The organism is Alistipes muris (assembly GCF_943193205.1).
Classification (GTDB): domain Bacteria; phylum Bacteroidota; class Bacteroidia; order Bacteroidales; family Rikenellaceae; genus Alistipes; species Alistipes muris.
This window is the reverse complement of sequence record NZ_CALPDD010000007.1, coordinates 27,998-44,837: the sequence shown is the minus strand read 5'-3', so window position 1 is coordinate 44,837 and position 16,840 is coordinate 27,998. Positions and strand designations below refer to the sequence as shown.

The window sequence follows — 16,840 nt, the reverse complement described above, 5'->3', positions numbered from 1 at the left end:
AGGGCTTTGCCCTAATGACCCACTCAGGGCGTTTCACCCCTGAGAACCCCGAGCAAAGAGTGACCCTCTCTTTGCAATCTCCGCTTATGGGTTACCCCTAAGAACCCCTCTGCGAAAGCGAGCAAAGTAAATCAATTGTAAACAAAGGAAAGAAGCTATGGCAACAAAATCAAGCATACATATCAAGCCTTGCAACATCGCATCGAGCGAGGCACACAACCGAAGGACTGCCGAGTATATGCGTAATATCGGGGAGTCCAGAATCTATGTCGTTCCCGAACTTTCCACCGATAACGAACAGTGGATAAATCCCGACTTCGGCACTCCCGAACTGCGAACTCATTATGACAATATCAAGCAAATGGTCAAGGAAAAGACCGGACGTGCCATGCAGGAAAAGGAAAGGGAACGCAAGGGAAAGAATGGAAAGATTATCAAGGTGGCGGGATGCTCACCCATCCGTGAAGGAGTATTGCTTATCAGACCGGACACCACACTGGCTGATGTACGCAAATTCGGTGAAGAGTGCCAAAGACGCTGGGGCATCACTCCGCTACAGATTTTCCTGCATAAAGACGAAGGGCATTGGCTGAACGGTCAGCCGGAAGCAGAAGACAAGGAGAGCTTCCAAGTCGGTAACAGATGGTTCAAACCAAATTATCATGCTCATGTCGTATTCGACTGGATGAACCATGAAACTGGAAAGAGCCGAAAGCTCAATGACGAGGATATGGCAACCATGCAGACCCTTGCTTCCGATATTCTCCTGATGGAACGTGGACAGGCAAAAGCTGTCACAGGTAAAGAGCATCTGGAACGAAATGATTTCATCATTGAGAAGCAGAAAGCCGAACTGCAACGTATAGAGGAAACCAAGCGACACAAGGAACAACAAGTAAGCCTTGCCGAACAGGAACTCAAACAGGTAAAAGCAGAGATACGCACGGACAAACTAAAGAAAACAGCCACCAATGCTGCTACCGCCATAGCAAGCGGTGTAGGTTCTCTTTTCGGAAGCGGTAAGCTGAAAGAACTGGAACATCACATCGAGCAGCTACATCAGGAAATTACCAAACGGGACAAAGCTACTGATGAATTAAAAATTCAGATACAACAAATACAGGAACAGCATAGCAGACAAATTCGTAATCTTCAAAGAATACATAATCAAGAACTTGAAGCCAAAGACAAGGAAATATCACGATTGAGCACCTTGCTTGAAAAAGCCCACAAATGGTTTCCCATGTTCAAAGAGATGTTGAGAATGGAAAAATTATGCGCTGTTATCGGGTTTACCAAAGACATGATAGAAAACCTCTTGACAAAGAAAGAATCCATACAATGTAGTGGCAAAATTTATTCCGAAGAACACAGGTGGAAATTTGACATCAAGAATGATATTTTTAGGGTTGAGAAACATCCGATGGATAGTGGTAAGCTTATGCTGACCATAAACCGACAACCCATAGTACAATGGTTTAAGGAACAATGGGAAAAGTTACAGCAGAATCTACGTAACTCGGTGCAGAGAGAGCAAAAATCCAGAGGATTTAGAATATAGAATAGCCTATTATTAATAAAATCAAGTATCTATGCATCCAAACAGATTGTTTTTATTACAGAATCAAAATCCTAAGAATTTATAAAAAATGAAGCCTAAAGAAGTTTTGGAAAAATGGATAGATTGCTTTAACAAAGCAGATGCTTATCATATAGCAGAGCTGTATGCTACTAATGCAGTAAATCATCAAGTCGCAAACGAACCAATAATAGGTAAAGAATCAATCTACAAAATGTTTGTGAATGAATTTGCCACTGCTAAAATGGTTTGTATGGTGGAAAATATTTTTGAAGATGGCGAATGGGCTATCATGGAATGGAAAGACTCTCTTGGACTTCGTGGATGCGGATTTTTTCATGTAAAAGATAACAAAATCGTCTTTCAAAGAGGGTATTGGGATAAACTTTCATTCTTGAAGCAACACAATCTTCCAATTGAATAAGTACTATCAGAATACGGACTGGGAAATTGAAATACCCAGTCCGAGTTATATAATGAATTTTACTTGTTAAACTATTTAAAGTCAGTTGGATAACAAACCATACCTTTCACATTCTCAGTAGCTCCAGGTATTAATTCAGCCACCATGCAATATTCATGAGAGACTTCGAAAGGAAATTCAATTCCTAAATCGATAGCCTTGCGATAGCCAAATCGAGGATAATACTCTTTATGCCCCAATACGACTGCTGTGCCGTAACCCAAAAGTGCTGCCCTCTGATGGGCTTACTGAATCAACATCCCCCCCAATTCCCTTACGCTGGAATTCCGGCAAGACTGCCAATGGAGCTACACTCAGGGATGTGACAGACTGGGTGTCACTGTCTATCTTTACTTCTGTAAGTAAGATATACCAGACAATTTGTTTTTCTGTCATTTTCTTGTTCTTATCTAATTGTTAGGCTCATTGTTGTTATACATTGTTTAATTATAGATAAATCGTGAATATCCTTCTCTCTTAAATCGTAGCCCGAATGGAATACTTGTTGCCCTTTTGCAGAAATGCAAGGGATGCTTCTGCCTTCAAAGACTGCTGTTCCAAAATAGTCCGGTTGAAATTCATACCAGCCTCCATCCAAGTCGGCTTGTTTGGAAGTGCCGTCCGCATTCAAGACAAAAGGATGGATATCAATATAGCCTAATTCTTTGCTATACAGTTCCATACGGGTGGGCAACCAATTTGTTTCAATTTGATATCCTCTCTCCTGCAAAAGATCAAGGAGTTGGTCTGTATAATTGGCATCAAAATCAATGTCAATATCTCTATGCAAGCGGGTTTGCTGTCCGTACAAGACATCCACTCCCCAGCCTCCATCCAACCAAAACTGCATGTCCAGGCTTTCCAACAAGTCCAAAACTTGAAATAACTCTGTAATCGTAGTGTGTTCTTTCTTTGTCATATAATAATTCTTTAATAAATAATACTATGCGTAATTATCCAACTGCTTGATTGAAGAAATAAAATTTGCACCCACTCCAATCAGAAAGATAACCCATCCGCTGATCATAAAGACGGATGTGATACCCCATGCTTCCACCCAATATCCTGAAGCTACGATACCCAGCATTGATGGAAAGGTACTCAAACTAAAGATGAGAGAAAAAGTCCGTCCAAGCATGTCCGAAGCCAAGTTCTGCTGAATAATAGCGATGAAAAGCGCATGGTAAATGGAATAGGCTATGCCTCCTGTAAATGTTAGGCAAACAAAACCTATAAATGCGCTTGATGGTAAATAACTGGCGCTAATCAGATACAATCCCAATATCACATAAGCCGTATGCATCACTAATGTTTGCTTGCTTTTCAAAGCCTTACAGGCAAGTACTAAACCGCCCAACAATGCCCCTGAGCCCCAACCCATTTCCACAACTCCCATTTGCAAAATGTTTCCGTTGAAATGCAGAAGCGTCATAAAAGGAAATAACGTAAAAACAGGCATAAGGACAAAAGTCACCAGCGTAAAGCATACGAATAAAGGCAAAATGCCCATTGTACGCCGCAAGGTATGCCAACATTCCGTCAGTTCTTTTTTGAAATCTGGAAGAACTTTCGTTTTTTGAAGAGAAGGAATCTGGACACAAAGTAAGGTCAGACAAGCAGCAACAGCTCCGATCACATCTATGAGCAGAATATACTGTATGGGAAGCCAAACAACGAGGCTTGCCCCTACAACGGGAGCTATCACCTCACTGAAGGATTGAATGGAATGGTACAAACCTGATACCCTGACAAGATGGTGCTTGGGAACCAGTAGAGGGATGCTTGCCTGTAAAGCAGGTGCATGAAACGTACTGCCTATTGAACGACAAGCAGTCAATAGATAAAAAAAAGAAAGGTCTTTATAACCCTTGGTTATCACAATAAAAAGACATAGGGTACAGAACGCGATGAACAAGTCCGAATAAAACATCGTTTTCTTTCGATTCCATCTGTCAACATAGACCCCGGCAAACAAGCCTAATACAAATTGTGGTAAAAATCCAGCTAAAATAGCCAGAGATAAAGCTGTCGGGGATTTAAATTCGTTGCTAATCCAAAAAATAATGGAGAAGCCAACAATCGTACTTGTTAAAATAGATATGAGTTGGCCTATTCCTATCACGGCCAAAGTTGATTTCCAATGATTCATTGTGCTAATATTTCATGCGTTTATAGATAAGTACTTTCGTACATTAAGCAAAACGAAATTCTATCCACACAAAAAACTTGTATTATAATCCACTCCTGACGTTGGAATACAATAACAAATACTTTCAGGACGATGTAAAGTCCTGAAAAATCAAACTGAATGGATAGATAAATATTAGTCTTTTCTCATCGGATTCTTTTAATATCGCTACTCTTTTATTATGTAGTGGTTGTATTATCTTAAATAAAACAAAAACACCCGACTTTACATTCTTGGGTGTAAAACTGGGTGTTTGTTTTGCAATTTGCTGATTTTCAGCGTTTGTTGCGGAGAGAGAGGGATTCGAACCCCCGGTACAGTTGCCCGTACACCGCATTTCGAGTGCGGCCCGATCGACCACTCCGGCATCTCTCCGAATAACGGAACCCGAAACCCGCGTTTCGGGACTGCAAATATAGAAATAATTTTTTATTAAAATACGCAAAGGCCCCGAAAAAAACGCACGAGACGAAAAAACACGAGGAAACACCGCGCAAAGAATTGCTGAACGCGAATAATTTTTACCTTTGCAAAAAAGGTATCCATCGAAAACAACGACGCAAAGGATTGCACCATTTTTGCCGTGGAAAGAGAAGCGGAGCGTACGGAAAGGGTCCGATAATTCCACGAAGCCATACTAAAACCGACACGGATTTCGTTGGATGGACAAACAGATGACGTTAAGAACAAGCGCGTTATGAAAAAATGGCTATTTATCATCGGAACGGCCGCGACGACGGTGTGGCTGACGGGATGCTCGTCGAGCTACTTTGCCGCGGCGGGATACGGAAACGACGACCTCTATGCCATTCACGACAAGGCGGAGATCGCCCGGCGCCAACAAGCGGAAGCCGAAAAGAAGAAAGCCGAGGCCGAAGCCCGCAGGGCGGAATGGGAAGCCCGGCTGGCCGAAGCGGAAGCCGAAGCAGTACAACGCCGCTACTACGAAACGACGTCGAACCCCTACGAAGATGTGCTGGCCGACACCTACGAAAGCGCCTATGCCCGGCGTCTGCGGGGCTTCGAGTCGCCGACGTACCGGATGCCGTCGAGCTACTATGATTTCCGTTACGGCAGCTCTTTCCACTACGTGTCGGCCTACGACCCTGCGTTCTACAACGTGATGGTCATGGGCGACCAGGTGTGGGTCGAGCCCAAATACATCACCGCCATGTTCGGCACGTGGGGCCGCCCGTCGGTCTACGTGGACCCGTGGTACTACGGCTGGAACTGGCGTCCCCACTTCAGCTGGGGATTCTCGTTCGGCAGCTGGGGCTGGGGTTTCGGCCCCTGGTACGACCCGTGGTACTATCCGGGCTGGGGTCATGGCTGGGGATGGGGGCACCCGCACTGGGGACCTCCGCACTGGGGCGGGCATCCGCATCGTCCCTACGCCTCGAACATCGTACACCGTGCCAATCCCAATACCCCACCCTCGTCGGGCAGCCGCTACTACAACCGTGACCAACGTTTCGGCACCTACGGAACAAGCGGCACGCCGAACCGCGGCAGCAGCAACGGCCATTTCGGCGTACGCAACCCGTCGTCGGGCAATCAGAACGCCCGGCCGGGCACCACGACGAACCGCGGCAACAACCGCGGCAGCTACTCGAATCCGTCGTACCGCAACAACTCGGGCGGCAACACCTACAACCGCGGCGGCTCGACGAACAACAATTCGGGAAGCTCGTACAACCGGGGCAGCAACAACTCGGGCTCGTCGTACAACTCGGGCAGCTACAACCGGGGCGGCAGCACGGGCGGCTCGTACAACCGCGGCGGCGGGGGCGGAAGCTCGCGCAACGCAGGCGGACGCTAAACAGACAAAACACCAAAAGCAATGAAACGCACACGCTGGATTATATGGGCCGCGATACTGGCCGTCGGGACCGCCACGGCCCAGACGAGCTACAACCGCGACATGGGCGGTCTGCTCATCGACCGCGACGTCATGACGCCGGCCGACCTGCTCGGCCTGTCGCAGACGCAGTTCAACTTCGGGACGGCGCGGGCGATGGCAATGGCGGGAGCTTTCACTTCGCTGGGAGCCGACGCCTCGTCGATGGCTATCAACCCGGCAGGACTGGGCATGTACCGCAAAAACGAAGTGACCTTCACGCCGATGATGACCTTTGCGCGAAGCACGACGCCGGATGCGGGTGCCTACGGCAGCAACAGAACCAACCGCTTTTCGGCCTCGAACTTAAGCGTGGTCATCAACACGGTGAACCGCACCCGCGGGCTGATCGGGCTGAGCATCGGATTCGGCTACAACCGCATTGCCGACTTCAACTACGACTACTCCTACCAGCGTTCGGGGCAGGCCGCGACGGTGGCCGACGTCTATGCGCGGCAGATGGTGTGGAACCGCATCTCGAAAAACGACTTCTATGACGACGGCGGCCAGGGCAACTGGAACTGGGACCGCATAGCCCCCCAATACTGGAATGCCGCCCTCGCCTACCGGGCCTACATGATCGATCAGACGGGCGAAAACGCCTGGGCCCCGACGTGGATCGGCAACGGTGCCGACATCACGCACTACACCACCGTGAAGAGCCGCGGCTCGGCGGGCGAATTCGCGATGTCGGTAGGCGCCAACATCGAAAACAAACTTTACGTAGGCGCCACGGTGGGCATTCAGAGCATCCACCGGAAACTCTACGTCGACTACGCCGAAGACTACCGCTATGCCGACCCGAGCACGGAACACCCCTACGGCACCGACCCCTCGCTCGACTACCAGTTGCTCTATGCGAAACTCAACCAGGCCATGATTATAAACGGTGCGGGCGTGAACCTGAAAGTAGGTTTGGTCTACCGGCCGATTCCGGGCCTGCGGATAGGCGCGGCGTTCCACACGCCGACTTACTATTCGCTCGACCGCAAGTACCAGAGCTCGGCAGCCTCGATGGCTTTCGCCAACCGCAACACCGACCCCAACGTACGCCCCGACAGCAAGGGCTACATCTCCTCGGGCACGGAAAACATGACCACCCCGCTGCTCTACGACGAAAACCCCGACGGCTGGTCGTTCACCACCCCGGCCCGTCTGCTGCTGGGCGCATCCTACACGTTCGGCAGCCGGGCCATCCTGTCGGTGGACTACGAGCGCGACTGGTACAACGGAATCCGCATGAGCGACAACCCGATAGGCACCGAACTCAAGCACTCGTACAAGCAGACGTTCCGCGACATGCTCAAAGGCTCGAACATCGTCCGGGCAGGCGCGGAGTTCAAGGCGCTGCCGGGGCTGGCCCTGCGTGCCGGATTCGGATACAGCGGTTCGATGCTGCGCGACGAAAACACGATATTCGCACAGCCGGCCATCAAGAAGACGGTCTATTACAGCGCAGGCATCGGCTTGGCGCTGTCGCGGGTATGCACGCTCGACCTGGCCTACCAATACATGAAGCACACCACGACGGACTACTATCTGTTCTACGTGAGCGAGACGGAAGACACCCCCACGGGGCCGCAGGATATGTTCGCGGAGAGTTCGCTCTACCGCACCGATTTCGCCCGTCACAACGTGGCGCTGTCGCTCAGCTTCCGGTTCTGACACTCCGGACCGACCCGAATACTCGCCCCTGCCGCAACGGTTTGCGGCAGGGGCGATGCCGTTTCAGCCCAAGACATAAAAAAGGCCGCCCGACACATCGGGCGACCTCGCAGAACAGCCGGGCGGCCTACTCCCCACCGACCGGACCGTTCCGAACCGGAGGAATCAGTCCTGCTCGACCGGACGGCGGCGGGAACGGGACGCCGTCCCCTTTTTATCGTTTTCGGCCGGGGAATATTCGCACCATTCGAGGTTGCGTTCGGGCGTCGCGCGGCGAACTTCGCGGCTGCGCTCTTTGGCGAGCTTCCGATCGTCGCTGCGCACCGAAGCCAAGGTGCGCGACGTACCCTGCGGCTCGATTCGGGTGAGGCCGTCGGTCTCGCGGACCTGCCGGCAGGGGTCCTCGACATAAATCCACTCCTCGTCGAGCCCCGTGCTGCGGCCCTCGTTCCAAGGCCCGCGCGCGTCGTCGCCGACCGAGTGGTTGGAGTAGATGTTGCTGTAGCGGGGATCGCTCTGAAGCACTCCCGGCGGGAAATTAGGCTGGATGGTGTCGAGCGCCGCCTCGAACTGCTGGAAATGGGCGACCTCGCGCGTGAGGAGGAAGTTGAGCGTTGCGAGCACATCCTTGTCGTCGGTGAACTGCATGAGATACTCGTAGACGATTTTGGCCCGCGATTCGGCGGCGATGTTGGACCGCAGGTCGACCGTCAGGTCGCTGTTGGCGTTGACGTAGGAGCCCTGCCAGGGTACGCCGTTGCTGTCGGTGAGCCGGGGCCCGCCGCCCGTAATCACCCCGAACTGGGGATTGATGGAGAAGGCCTGGTGGATGAAATCGTCCTTGGAGAAATCGCCCTCGCCGAAGACGTCGTTGCGCTCGGCGGCATCCTTGAGATTGCCGTTGACACCCGCCAGAAGCATCTGGATGGTAGCACCGACAATCTCCAGATGACCCAACTCCTCGGTGGCGATGTCCATCAGAAGATCGTACTTGTCGGGATAGGGGTTGTGGCAGGCGAACGCCTGCACGAAATACTGCATGGCCGCTTTCAACTCGCCGTTGCCGCCGCCGAACTGCTCGAGCAGCAAGCGCGCGAACCGGGGGTCGGGCCGCGAAACCCGGGCCTTGAACTGGAGTTCCTTGGAATGGTAGAACATACGCTTGTTTTTTAGTTCGGTTTATTTCCGCCTGCAACGCCGCAGTCCGGCGGCGGAACCTGCCGGAACCCGACAGAATCATGCGCCGAAAAGACCGCGGCATACTCCGTCAAGTGCAAAAGGGTTGCCAAAAAGGGCAGGCGCAGCGAGCGGCGGGCCGCCGAGGTCTCCGAGCCGGGAAACAGCGCGGGCGTCCGAAAATTGCGCACTGCGACGCGTTGCCATTATGAATAATATTTGCTAATTTTGCAGCACGAAAAAAGCTAAAACGCAAATCAGCACTATGGCAAAGGAACTCAAGGACCTGACCAAATCGGACGAGAACTACTCGCAATGGTACAACGACCTGGTGGTCAAGGCGGGGCTGGCCGAAAACTCGGCCGTACGCGGCTGCATGGTCATCAAACCCTACGGCTATGCCATCTGGGAAAAGATGCACGACGCTCTGGACCGGATGTTCAAGGAAACGGGCCATCAGAACGCCTACTTCCCGCTGTTCATCCCCAAGTCGTTCTTCTCCAAGGAAGCGCACCACGTGGAGGGATTTGCCAAGGAATGCGCCGTAGTGACCCACTACCGGCTCAAGAACGACCCCGAAGGCAAGGGAGTGGTGGTCGACCCGGACGCCAAGCTGGAAGAGGAACTGATCGTGCGCCCGACGTCGGAGACGATCATCTGGAACACCTATAAGAACTGGATTCAGTCGTACCGCGACCTGCCGATTCTGTGCAACCAGTGGGCCAACGTGGTCCGCTGGGAGATGCGCACGCGCCTGTTCCTGCGCACGGCCGAATTCCTGTGGCAGGAGGGCCACACGGCCCATGCGACGCGCGAGGAAGCCATCGAGGAAGCCACGAAGATGATCCACGTGTACCAAAAATTCGCCGAGGAATGGATGGCCGTGCCGGTGGTGGTGGGCCACAAATCGCCCAACGAGCGCTTCGCCGGAGCCGAGGACACGCTGACCATCGAAGCGCTGATGCAGGACGGCAAGGCCCTGCAAAGCGGCACGTCGCACTTCCTGGGGCAGAACTTCGCCAAGGCGTTCGACGTGCAGTATGTCAACAAGGAGGGCAAGCTGGAATACGTATGGGCTACCTCGTGGGGCGTTTCGACCCGTTTGATGGGCGCCCTTATCATGGCCCACTCGGACAACAACGGCCTGGTGCTGCCGCCGAAACTCGCGCCGATTCAGGTGGTGATGGTACCGATTTACAAGACGGCCGAGCAGCTGGCCGAAATCGTGGCCCGGTTCGAGCAAATCGCCGCTGAACTGCGGGCCAAAGGCATCAGCGTGAAAATCGACGACCGCGACAACGTACGCCCGGGCTTCAAGTTCGCGGAGTACGAGCTCAAGGGCGTACCTGTACGCTTAGCGATGGGCGGCCGCGACATGGAGAACGGCACGGTGGAACTCGTGCGCCGCGACACGCTGGAAAAGGAGACCCTTTCGCAGGAGGGGCTGGCCGGACATATCGAAACCCTGATGACCGACATCCAGCACAACATTTTCCGCAAGGCGCTCGACTACCGCAATTCGATGATTACGCGCGTCGACACGTGGGACGAATTCAAGCGCGTGCTCGACGAAAAGGGCGGCTTCATATCGGCCCACTGGGACGGCACGGTCGAAACCGAAGTGGCCATCAAGGAGGCCACGAAAGCCACGATCCGCTGCATTCCGGTCGACGCCGAAGAGGAAGAGGGCGTCTGCGTCTTCTCGGGCAAACCGTCGCACCGCCGCGTCCTGTTCGCCCGGAGCTACTAAAGATTTCGGGAAACCGTTTGTCCATGCGCGCCGGAATTGTTCCGGCGCGTTTTTCATGGCGGACAGCCGCACATTTCACCGGCGAAAACGGTCGGTTGACCGGAAAACGGCGGGCAGACAAAACGCCGGAAAAACCCGGCTGAAAAGGCCGTCACGGCACGAAATTTGCACTTCCGCACGACGCAAAAAAGAGCCCGGACGGGTTCGGACGGAGTGGAAGCCGGTTTGGTATTTCGGGAAAAAGTGCTTACCTTGCCGAAGCAAGGCCGCTCCGGAAGACCGGAACCGAAGGCCGGAGCCGCTGGCTCGAATTCGCAACAACGCAAAAAAAACGGATCGCCTATCGAGAAAATTCTACTCTTTGCAACCAAATTGAGGAGAAGAGTATGAACGTACAGTCGAATGACCGGGTATTGCTCAGCCGATACCTTTCGGGGGACCGGAGCGCCATTTCGCAACTCATCGAACGCCACAGCCGCCGCGTGCGCGACTACATACGGATGCTGGTCAAGGACCGCGACGTGGCGGAAGACATCTTTCAGGAGACATTCATCAAAGCGGTGCGCGTCATCGACGAAGGCCGCTACTGCGACAACGGAAAATTCCTTTCGTGGATACTCCGCATAGCCCACAACCAGGTAATCGACCACTTCCGGGCCCGGCGCCAGGACAAATCGGTGACCGAAGCCGAAGCGGGCTACGACCTGCTGGGTTCGCTGCGCCTGGCCGAGAAGACGGTCGAAGACGAAATCGTGAGCCGCCAAATCGAAAGCGACGTGCGGATGCTGATCGAGATGCTGCCGCCCGAACAGCGCGAAGTGGTGATGATGCGCTACTTCGGCGGGCAGAGCTTCAAGGAAATCGCCGAGCAGACAGGCGTGAGCATCAACACCGCGCTGGGACGGATGCGCTATGCGCTCATCAACCTGCGGCGCATGATCAAGGAAAAAAATCTGGTTCTGTGCTGAGTTCTGCACAATATTCGCCGTAGACACTGCGTTATTCATATAAAAAGAGACTGCCTATGGAGGATATTGACAAAAACGAAGTTTCCGACAGTGCCAACTCCGAAGACGACGAACTGATGCTCAAGGAAGTGATTCGCGACGAAGCCGACCTCTACTACCTGCACCACTATCTCTCGGACGTGCTGCGGCCTGCGGACGATTTTTAACAAGGTTAGTTATTCAATTAGTTTTTGATGGGGAGAGGAACCGGACGTGTCCGGTTCCTCTCGTTTTTGCACGAAGAAACCGGGGAGTTCGCTCCCCGGTTTATCATTCGGCGTACGCTTCTCAGCAGTCGCCCTTCGCCAGACAGCGGTGGGCGGTCCGCAGCTGGAACGAGAGCGCCATGGCCGAAACGCCTGCGAAAAGCAGCGCGACCCCGAGCCATACGACCACGAACGCCGTGCCGAAGACCAGCGGCTGGAAAAGCATCCACAGGGCGCACAGCAGCAGCAGAACCCCGCCGACGATGGTCCAACCGGCGCCCGAGATGCCCATGGCCCGCATGTCGCCGCCCAGACCGATGGTGCTGAAACCACGGAACAGGAGCCAGAACCCGAGCACGATAGGCAGCGTGACGGCCGAAAGGGCGACATTGAACACCAGAATCAGACCCAGAATAATCTGGATGACACCCCCGGCCAACATCCAGCCGCGGCCCGTGACGAAATGGTCGCTCGAAGCCGAGAGCACGACCTCCAGGATACCTGCGGCGAGGATGACCCAGCCGAAAAGCACCGCCATGCTTACGTAACTCTGAGCGGGATAGACGAACACGAGGATTCCGAGCACGAAAAGCGCGATGCCGATGAGCAGCATCAGCCACCAGTAACGCACGGCCTGCTTCGACCGCTCGATAAGGTAAGTTACATTTTTCATCGTAAAACTTGTTAAATTAAAGCTGTCTGTTCTCCGACAATTCGCGTGCCGGAGCGGACGCAGGCCGAATCGATCCGGACCCTGCCGAAGCGGAAAAGCCTGCACGGAATTAAACCGATAAAAACGGCCGGAAAGGAGCGATTGAAAAAATTTTGTTACTTTTGTCCGGAATTTTAACCTTGTACAACATGGCATCTCAATTACTCAAAGGAAAGAAAGGTCTGATTTTCGGAGCGCTCAACGAGCAGTCCATCGCCTGGAAAGTGGCGGAGCGGGCAGTAGAGGAAGGCGCCGAAATCGTCCTCACGAATACGGCCATATCCATCCGCATGGGCACCATCGGCGAGCTGGCCAAAAAATGCAACACGATAGTGGTTCCGGCCGACGCGACGAGCGTGGAAGACCTGGAGAACCTCATCGACAAGACGATGGAACACTTCGGCGGCCGCTTCGACTTCATGCTCCACTCCATCGGCATGTCGCCCAACGTCCGCAAGGGCCGCACCTACGACGACCTGGACTACGACTATCTGTCGAAAACGCTCGACATCTCGGCCGTTTCGTTCCACAAGGCGATTCAGGTAGCGCGCAAGAAGGACGCCATCAACGAATGGGGCTCCATCGTGGCGCTGTCGTACATCGCCGCCCAGCGCACGCTCTACGGCTACAACGACATGGCCGACGCCAAGGCGCTGCTGGAATCCATAGCCCGGAGCTTCGGCTACATCTACGGCCGTGAGAAGCACGTGCGCATCAACACCGTCTCGCAGTCGCCCACGCCGACCACGGCGGGCAACGGCGTGCTGGGACTGGGCGACCTGATGTCGTTCGCCGAAAACATGTCGCCGCTGGGCAACGCCACGGCCGAAGACTGCGCCGACTACGTGCTGACGCTCTTCTCGGACTTCACGCGCAAGGTGACGATGCAGAACCTCTTCCACGACGGCGGATTCTCGTCGATGGGCATGTCGCGCCGCGCGATGAAGACCTACGAAAAGGGCATGCGCTTCGACGACGTGCACCAGAACCAATATCCGTTCGGCGAGACGAAAGAATAAGTCCGGACGGACGGAAACGAATGCGGGGCCTCGGATGAGGCCCCGCATTTTTCAATATTGGTGTCCGTCGCCATGCAGCTCGCCGCGTGTGAGCGGCCTGCGGCTGACGGCCCGCCACGCATACCATATATAAGCCAGCACGAACGGAACCAGCAGCGAAACATACGCCATCACCCGCAGCGTGAAAAGGCTCGACGACGAGTTGCGGATCGTCAGCGACGACTGCATGTCGGCCAGCGAGGGGTAATAAGCCGTGTGGTTCCACCCGGCACAAAGCAGCAGCGCCAAAACGGCGAGCACCGTTCCGGCACCGCCGTACCAAATCGCCTTGCGGCTGCCGCGCCAGCCCGCATAAACGCTCCACAACACCAACCCCACGCCGACCGCGAGCCCGACAGCCAGAAAAGGCATCTGAGAAAAATTGTGCAGATATTTATAAGGTTCGGCTGTAATCAGCCCGGCCGGGTTCTCCGTGTAACCCGTGGCGAAAAGCAGATGCACCAGCCACGCCACGAAGAAAGGCACGAATCCGCACCCGCAAAACAACATCCGCCTGCGGGCCCGGCAGAAAACGGGTTCGTCGCCGACACTGTTCATCAGATACTGACAGCCGAGCGTCATGGCGAGCAGAACGACAGCGACGCCCAGCACCGGGTTCCACACGACGGCCAGCGCATCGAGCCCATACCACGGGGTGGTCCATTGCGAAATGACGGTGCTGCCGTTGGTGCCGGGGTCGGCCAGATTAAGCCGGTCGACGGTGAACGGGGCCCCGGTGAAAAGGGTCGAAAGGGCCGTGCCCAGCAAGAACGGGCCCAAGATGCCGTTGACCAGCAAAAACGCATCGAACGTTTTTGCGCCCAGCACGTTGGCAGGCTTGCGGCGATATTCGTAAGCCACGGCCTGCACCACGAAACAGAACAGAACCGCCATCCACACGTAGAACGCCCCGCCGAACGAAGTCGAATAGAAAAGCGGGAACGACGCGAAGAATGCGCCGCCGAAGACGACCAGCGTCGTGAAAGTCAGTTTCCACTTGCGCCCCAGCGCATTGACCGCCAACGAACGCTCCTCGTCGGTCCGGCCGATGCTGTACAACAGCGCCTGCCCGCCCTGCACGAAAAGCAGAAAAACGAGCAAAGCTCCCAAAAGCGAAATCAAGAACCACCAGTAGTGCTGCAAGAAAGCGAACGCTTCCGAAGAGCCGCCCCCCTCCGGGCCATGCCCGAGCGAAAAAACCTGCATGAAGATGAACGTATCCATAAATATCAGAGTTTCTGGGGTTTGGAATTTCCGGCCGCATCGGGACCGATTTTAATCTGCCGCAGGAGAATGCTCACTTCAGCGACGAACAGCGCCGTAAAAAGAGCGAGAAAAAGGAAGAACGTGACGCTGACCGAAGCGCCGGGAATCTTCGAGGCGGCGACCCCCACGGGCATCAGGTTCTGAATGGCCCACGGCTGGCGCCCCGCCTCGGTCACCACCCACCCCGCCTGCGAAGCGAGATAGGCCAGCGGAATCATCCACACGCATGTCCGCAGCAGCCACCGCTTTGACGCAAGCCGGTTGCGGCGGTTGAGCCACCACACAACGCCCAGCACCACGATAAAGAGGACTCCGGCGCCGACCATGACGCGGAACGAATAGAAAAGCAGCGGCACGTTGGGCACCAGCTGCGCGGGCGTATCCAGATAACCGTAACCCAAATAAGCGAAATATTCGCTCAGAAACTCCTCGCCCTCGGAGGTCGCCGGGTCGAACTTACGCCCCACGGCGGCCATCGTCCGGCGGTCGCCCGCTTCCGAAGCCGCCCGGTAACGGGCCAGCTCTGCGACCGCCACCCGGCCGCGGGCCATCTTCTCGGCGGCCGACAAAATCCCCTGCTTCGGATTGCCCGCCAACAGGTCGCCGATACCCGGCACATAGGCCTGCGCATCGCGGAAACTCATGACCGACAACAATTTGGGAACGCCTAACCCGAAATAGAAAGGATCGTCGGCCGTGCGGCTGCCTGCGGGCCGGAGCACCCCGACGACCGTGAGCGGCGCCCCGGCCTGACCGTTGTAGAGCGCCTCCAAAGCGGCCAGCTTCATGGGCTGGACGCGGGCGACAAGCGCCCCCGAACGGTCACCCGTAAAGGCAGTGACGAGCGCGAAGACGAATCCGAACACCGACGCCACGCCGATGCTCTGCCGGGCCATCCGCTCCTCGCGGCGGCGCAGCAGATACCACGCGCTGACGCCGACGACGAACAGCGCGGCGAGCATGAACGACGAAGCGACGGTATGGAAAAACTTGTTGACGGCGACGGGCGAAAAGGCGACCTCCCAGAAAGAGGTCATTTCGTTGCGCACGCTCCCCAGGTTGAACGTACACCCGACGGGATACTGCATCCAGGCGTTGGCCACCAGAATCCACCAGGCCGAAAGGCTGGCGCCGACGGCCGTGAGCCACGTAGCGGTGAGGTGGACCCTACGGCTCACCTTGTCCCACCCGAAGAACATGACGGCAATGAAGGTGGTTTCGAGGAAGAACGCCATGATGCCCTCGATGGCGAGCGGCGCGCCGAAAATATCGCCGACGAAGTAGGAATAGTTGGACCAGTTGGTGCCGAACTCGAATTCGAGGATGAGCCCCGTGGCCACGCCGATGGCGAAATTGACCCCGAACAGCCGCATCCAGAAACGGGCGGTCCGCCGCCAGAACTCGTCGCCGGTGCGCACCCAGCAACTCTCCATGATGGCGACCAGCACGCTCAGCCCGAGCGTGAGCGGCACGAAAAGCCAATGATAGACGGCCGTCAGAGCGAACTGCGCCCGCGACCAGTCGACGGTCTGCAAATAATCGGAAACCATATTCGATTCAGGATTTCAAATTCCGGTGAGCTGCTCCAGCACGCAGGCCGCCTGCTGGGGCGCGCTTTTCCCGGCGAGCAAATCGGGGAAGAAGAAAAGCCGGAGCACGGCGAACATGATGAACAGCTTGACCAGGACAATGGCCCACAAGGTCCGGCCGAGGGTCATCGCCCGGAACCCGTCGACATAGAAGAACACCACCCGTCTGAGAAACGCCATCATCGGCCGCACGCATTTGCCGCACGCTCCGCAAAAATCGCCGCAAACCGCCCGCCGTATTCCGCCGTTGCACTTTATTTTGTATTTTTGCCCCCGGTCAGGTT

15 protein-coding genes and 1 tRNA gene are annotated in these 16,840 nt (G+C 55.0%); 8 read left to right on the top strand and 8 right to left on the bottom strand.

Translation table 11 applies throughout. The features are described from left to right. The first annotated feature begins 157 nt into the window (after window positions 1-157). Together NFR47_RS05295 and NFR47_RS05290 are read left to right on the top strand one after the other, a co-directional pair. Window positions 158-1,561: a hypothetical protein gene (locus tag NFR47_RS05295; RefSeq protein ID WP_004308779.1), complete on the top strand. Its 1,404-nt coding sequence runs from the start codon at window positions 158-160 to the stop codon at window positions 1,559-1,561. 88 nt (window positions 1,562-1,649) lie between these two features. Further along, window positions 1,650-2,003, top strand: coding sequence for a nuclear transport factor 2 family protein (locus NFR47_RS05290; protein ID WP_004308780.1), 354 nt, complete (start codon window positions 1,650-1,652; stop codon window positions 2,001-2,003). 445 nt (window positions 2,004-2,448) lie between these two features. Here the strand turns inward: NFR47_RS05290 and lnu(AN2) are convergent, their stop codons facing one another. From lnu(AN2) to NFR47_RS05275, 3 genes are all read right to left on the bottom strand, one after another. Then, window positions 2,449-2,961 (bottom strand): lincosamide nucleotidyltransferase Lnu(AN2), encoded by a 513-nt coding sequence (gene lnu(AN2) / locus NFR47_RS05285; protein WP_009038171.1) that lies wholly within the window; start codon window positions 2,959-2,961, stop codon window positions 2,449-2,451. Window positions 2,962-2,985: 24 nt separating this feature from the next. Continuing rightward, on the bottom strand, window positions 2,986-4,191 hold the full coding sequence (mef(En2), locus tag NFR47_RS05280; RefSeq protein ID WP_005786079.1) for a macrolide efflux MFS transporter Mef(En2): 1,206 nt from the start codon (window positions 4,189-4,191) through the stop codon (window positions 2,986-2,988). Between the two features lie 327 nt (window positions 4,192-4,518). Next, a tRNA-Ser gene (locus NFR47_RS05275) sits at window positions 4,519-4,605 on the bottom strand. Window positions 4,606-4,927: 322 nt separating this feature from the next. Here NFR47_RS05275 and NFR47_RS05270 point away from each other — a divergent pair. Beyond that, a complete protein-coding gene (locus tag NFR47_RS05270) occupies window positions 4,928-6,049 on the top strand; it encodes a hypothetical protein (protein WP_251214535.1) in 1,122 nt (373 codons plus the stop codon). A gap of 21 nt (window positions 6,050-6,070) precedes the next feature. After that, window positions 6,071-7,792: an OmpP1/FadL family transporter gene (locus NFR47_RS05265; RefSeq protein WP_251214534.1), complete on the top strand. Its 1,722-nt coding sequence runs from the start codon at window positions 6,071-6,073 to the stop codon at window positions 7,790-7,792. Window positions 7,793-7,957: 165 nt separating this feature from the next. Here the strand turns inward: NFR47_RS05265 and NFR47_RS05260 are convergent, their stop codons facing one another. Then, entirely contained in the window at window positions 7,958-8,950 is a 993-nt protein-coding gene (locus NFR47_RS05260; protein WP_251214533.1) for a manganese catalase family protein, read from the bottom strand. A gap of 283 nt (window positions 8,951-9,233) precedes the next feature. Between NFR47_RS05260 and proS the strand changes: the two genes are divergently transcribed. From proS to NFR47_RS05245, 3 genes are all read left to right on the top strand, one after another. After that, window positions 9,234-10,718, top strand: coding sequence for a proline--tRNA ligase (gene proS / locus NFR47_RS05255; RefSeq protein WP_251214532.1), 1,485 nt, complete (start codon window positions 9,234-9,236; stop codon window positions 10,716-10,718). 386 nt (window positions 10,719-11,104) lie between these two features. Next, complete coding sequence (locus tag NFR47_RS05250) at window positions 11,105-11,686, top strand: RNA polymerase sigma factor (RefSeq protein ID WP_251214531.1); 582 nt, start codon at window positions 11,105-11,107, stop codon at window positions 11,684-11,686. Between the two features lie 56 nt (window positions 11,687-11,742). Continuing rightward, window positions 11,743-11,892, top strand: coding sequence for a hypothetical protein (locus NFR47_RS05245; RefSeq protein ID WP_251214530.1), 150 nt, complete (start codon window positions 11,743-11,745; stop codon window positions 11,890-11,892). Window positions 11,893-12,013: 121 nt separating this feature from the next. Here the strand turns inward: NFR47_RS05245 and NFR47_RS05240 are convergent, their stop codons facing one another. Beyond that, a complete protein-coding gene (locus tag NFR47_RS05240) occupies window positions 12,014-12,604 on the bottom strand; it encodes an HdeD family acid-resistance protein (RefSeq protein ID WP_251214529.1) in 591 nt (196 codons plus the stop codon). A 188-nt stretch (window positions 12,605-12,792) separates the two neighbouring features. Between NFR47_RS05240 and NFR47_RS05235 the strand changes: the two genes are divergently transcribed. Further along, entirely contained in the window at window positions 12,793-13,662 is an 870-nt protein-coding gene (locus NFR47_RS05235; RefSeq protein WP_251214528.1) for an enoyl-ACP reductase FabI, read from the top strand. A 51-nt stretch (window positions 13,663-13,713) separates the two neighbouring features. Here the strand turns inward: NFR47_RS05235 and NFR47_RS05230 are convergent, their stop codons facing one another. Genes NFR47_RS05230 through NFR47_RS05220 form a run of 3 tightly spaced genes read right to left on the bottom strand, consistent with a single transcriptional unit; the run spans window position 13,714 to window position 16,736 of the window. After that, the gene (locus NFR47_RS05230) at window positions 13,714-14,907 is read right to left on the bottom strand and encodes a cytochrome d ubiquinol oxidase subunit II (protein ID WP_420838562.1); all 1,194 of its coding nucleotides are present in this window, start codon (window positions 14,905-14,907) and stop codon (window positions 13,714-13,716) included. A gap of 23 nt (window positions 14,908-14,930) precedes the next feature. Further along, window positions 14,931-16,517, bottom strand: a complete 1,587-nt coding sequence (locus tag NFR47_RS05225) for a cytochrome ubiquinol oxidase subunit I (RefSeq protein WP_251214526.1) — start codon at window positions 16,515-16,517, stop codon at window positions 14,931-14,933. A 15-nt stretch (window positions 16,518-16,532) separates the two neighbouring features. Beyond that, a complete protein-coding gene (locus NFR47_RS05220) occupies window positions 16,533-16,736 on the bottom strand; it encodes a DUF4492 domain-containing protein (RefSeq protein WP_251214607.1) in 204 nt (67 codons plus the stop codon). Window positions 16,737-16,840 lie beyond the last annotated feature (104 nt).

Bases quoted from the DNA above. Each gene is read 5' to 3' on its own strand.
- NFR47_RS05295 (WP_004308779.1), top strand. From the start codon at position 158: ATGGCAACAAAATCAAGCATACATATCAAGCCTTGCAACATCGCATCG.
- NFR47_RS05290 (WP_004308780.1), top strand. From the start codon at position 1,650: ATGAAGCCTAAAGAAGTTTTGGAAAAATGGATAGATTGCTTTAACAAA.
- NFR47_RS05270 (WP_251214535.1), top strand. From the start codon at position 4,928: ATGAAAAAATGGCTATTTATCATCGGAACGGCCGCGACGACGGTGTGG.
- NFR47_RS05265 (WP_251214534.1), top strand. From the start codon at position 6,071: ATGAAACGCACACGCTGGATTATATGGGCCGCGATACTGGCCGTCGGG.
- NFR47_RS05260 (WP_251214533.1), bottom strand. From the start codon at position 8,950: ATGTTCTACCATTCCAAGGAACTCCAGTTCAAGGCCCGGGTTTCGCGG.
- proS (WP_251214532.1), top strand. From the start codon at position 9,234: ATGGCAAAGGAACTCAAGGACCTGACCAAATCGGACGAGAACTACTCG.
- NFR47_RS05250 (WP_251214531.1), top strand. From the start codon at position 11,105: ATGAACGTACAGTCGAATGACCGGGTATTGCTCAGCCGATACCTTTCG.
- NFR47_RS05245 (WP_251214530.1), top strand. From the start codon at position 11,743: ATGGAGGATATTGACAAAAACGAAGTTTCCGACAGTGCCAACTCCGAA.
- NFR47_RS05240 (WP_251214529.1), bottom strand. From the start codon at position 12,604: ATGAAAAATGTAACTTACCTTATCGAGCGGTCGAAGCAGGCCGTGCGT.
- NFR47_RS05235 (WP_251214528.1), top strand. From the start codon at position 12,793: ATGGCATCTCAATTACTCAAAGGAAAGAAAGGTCTGATTTTCGGAGCG.
- NFR47_RS05230 (WP_420838562.1), bottom strand. From the start codon at position 14,907: ATGCAGGTTTTTTCGCTCGGGCATGGCCCGGAGGGGGGCGGCTCTTCG.
- NFR47_RS05225 (WP_251214526.1), bottom strand. From the start codon at position 16,517: ATGGTTTCCGATTATTTGCAGACCGTCGACTGGTCGCGGGCGCAGTTC.
- NFR47_RS05220 (WP_251214607.1), bottom strand. From the start codon at position 16,736: ATGGCGTTTCTCAGACGGGTGGTGTTCTTCTATGTCGACGGGTTCCGG.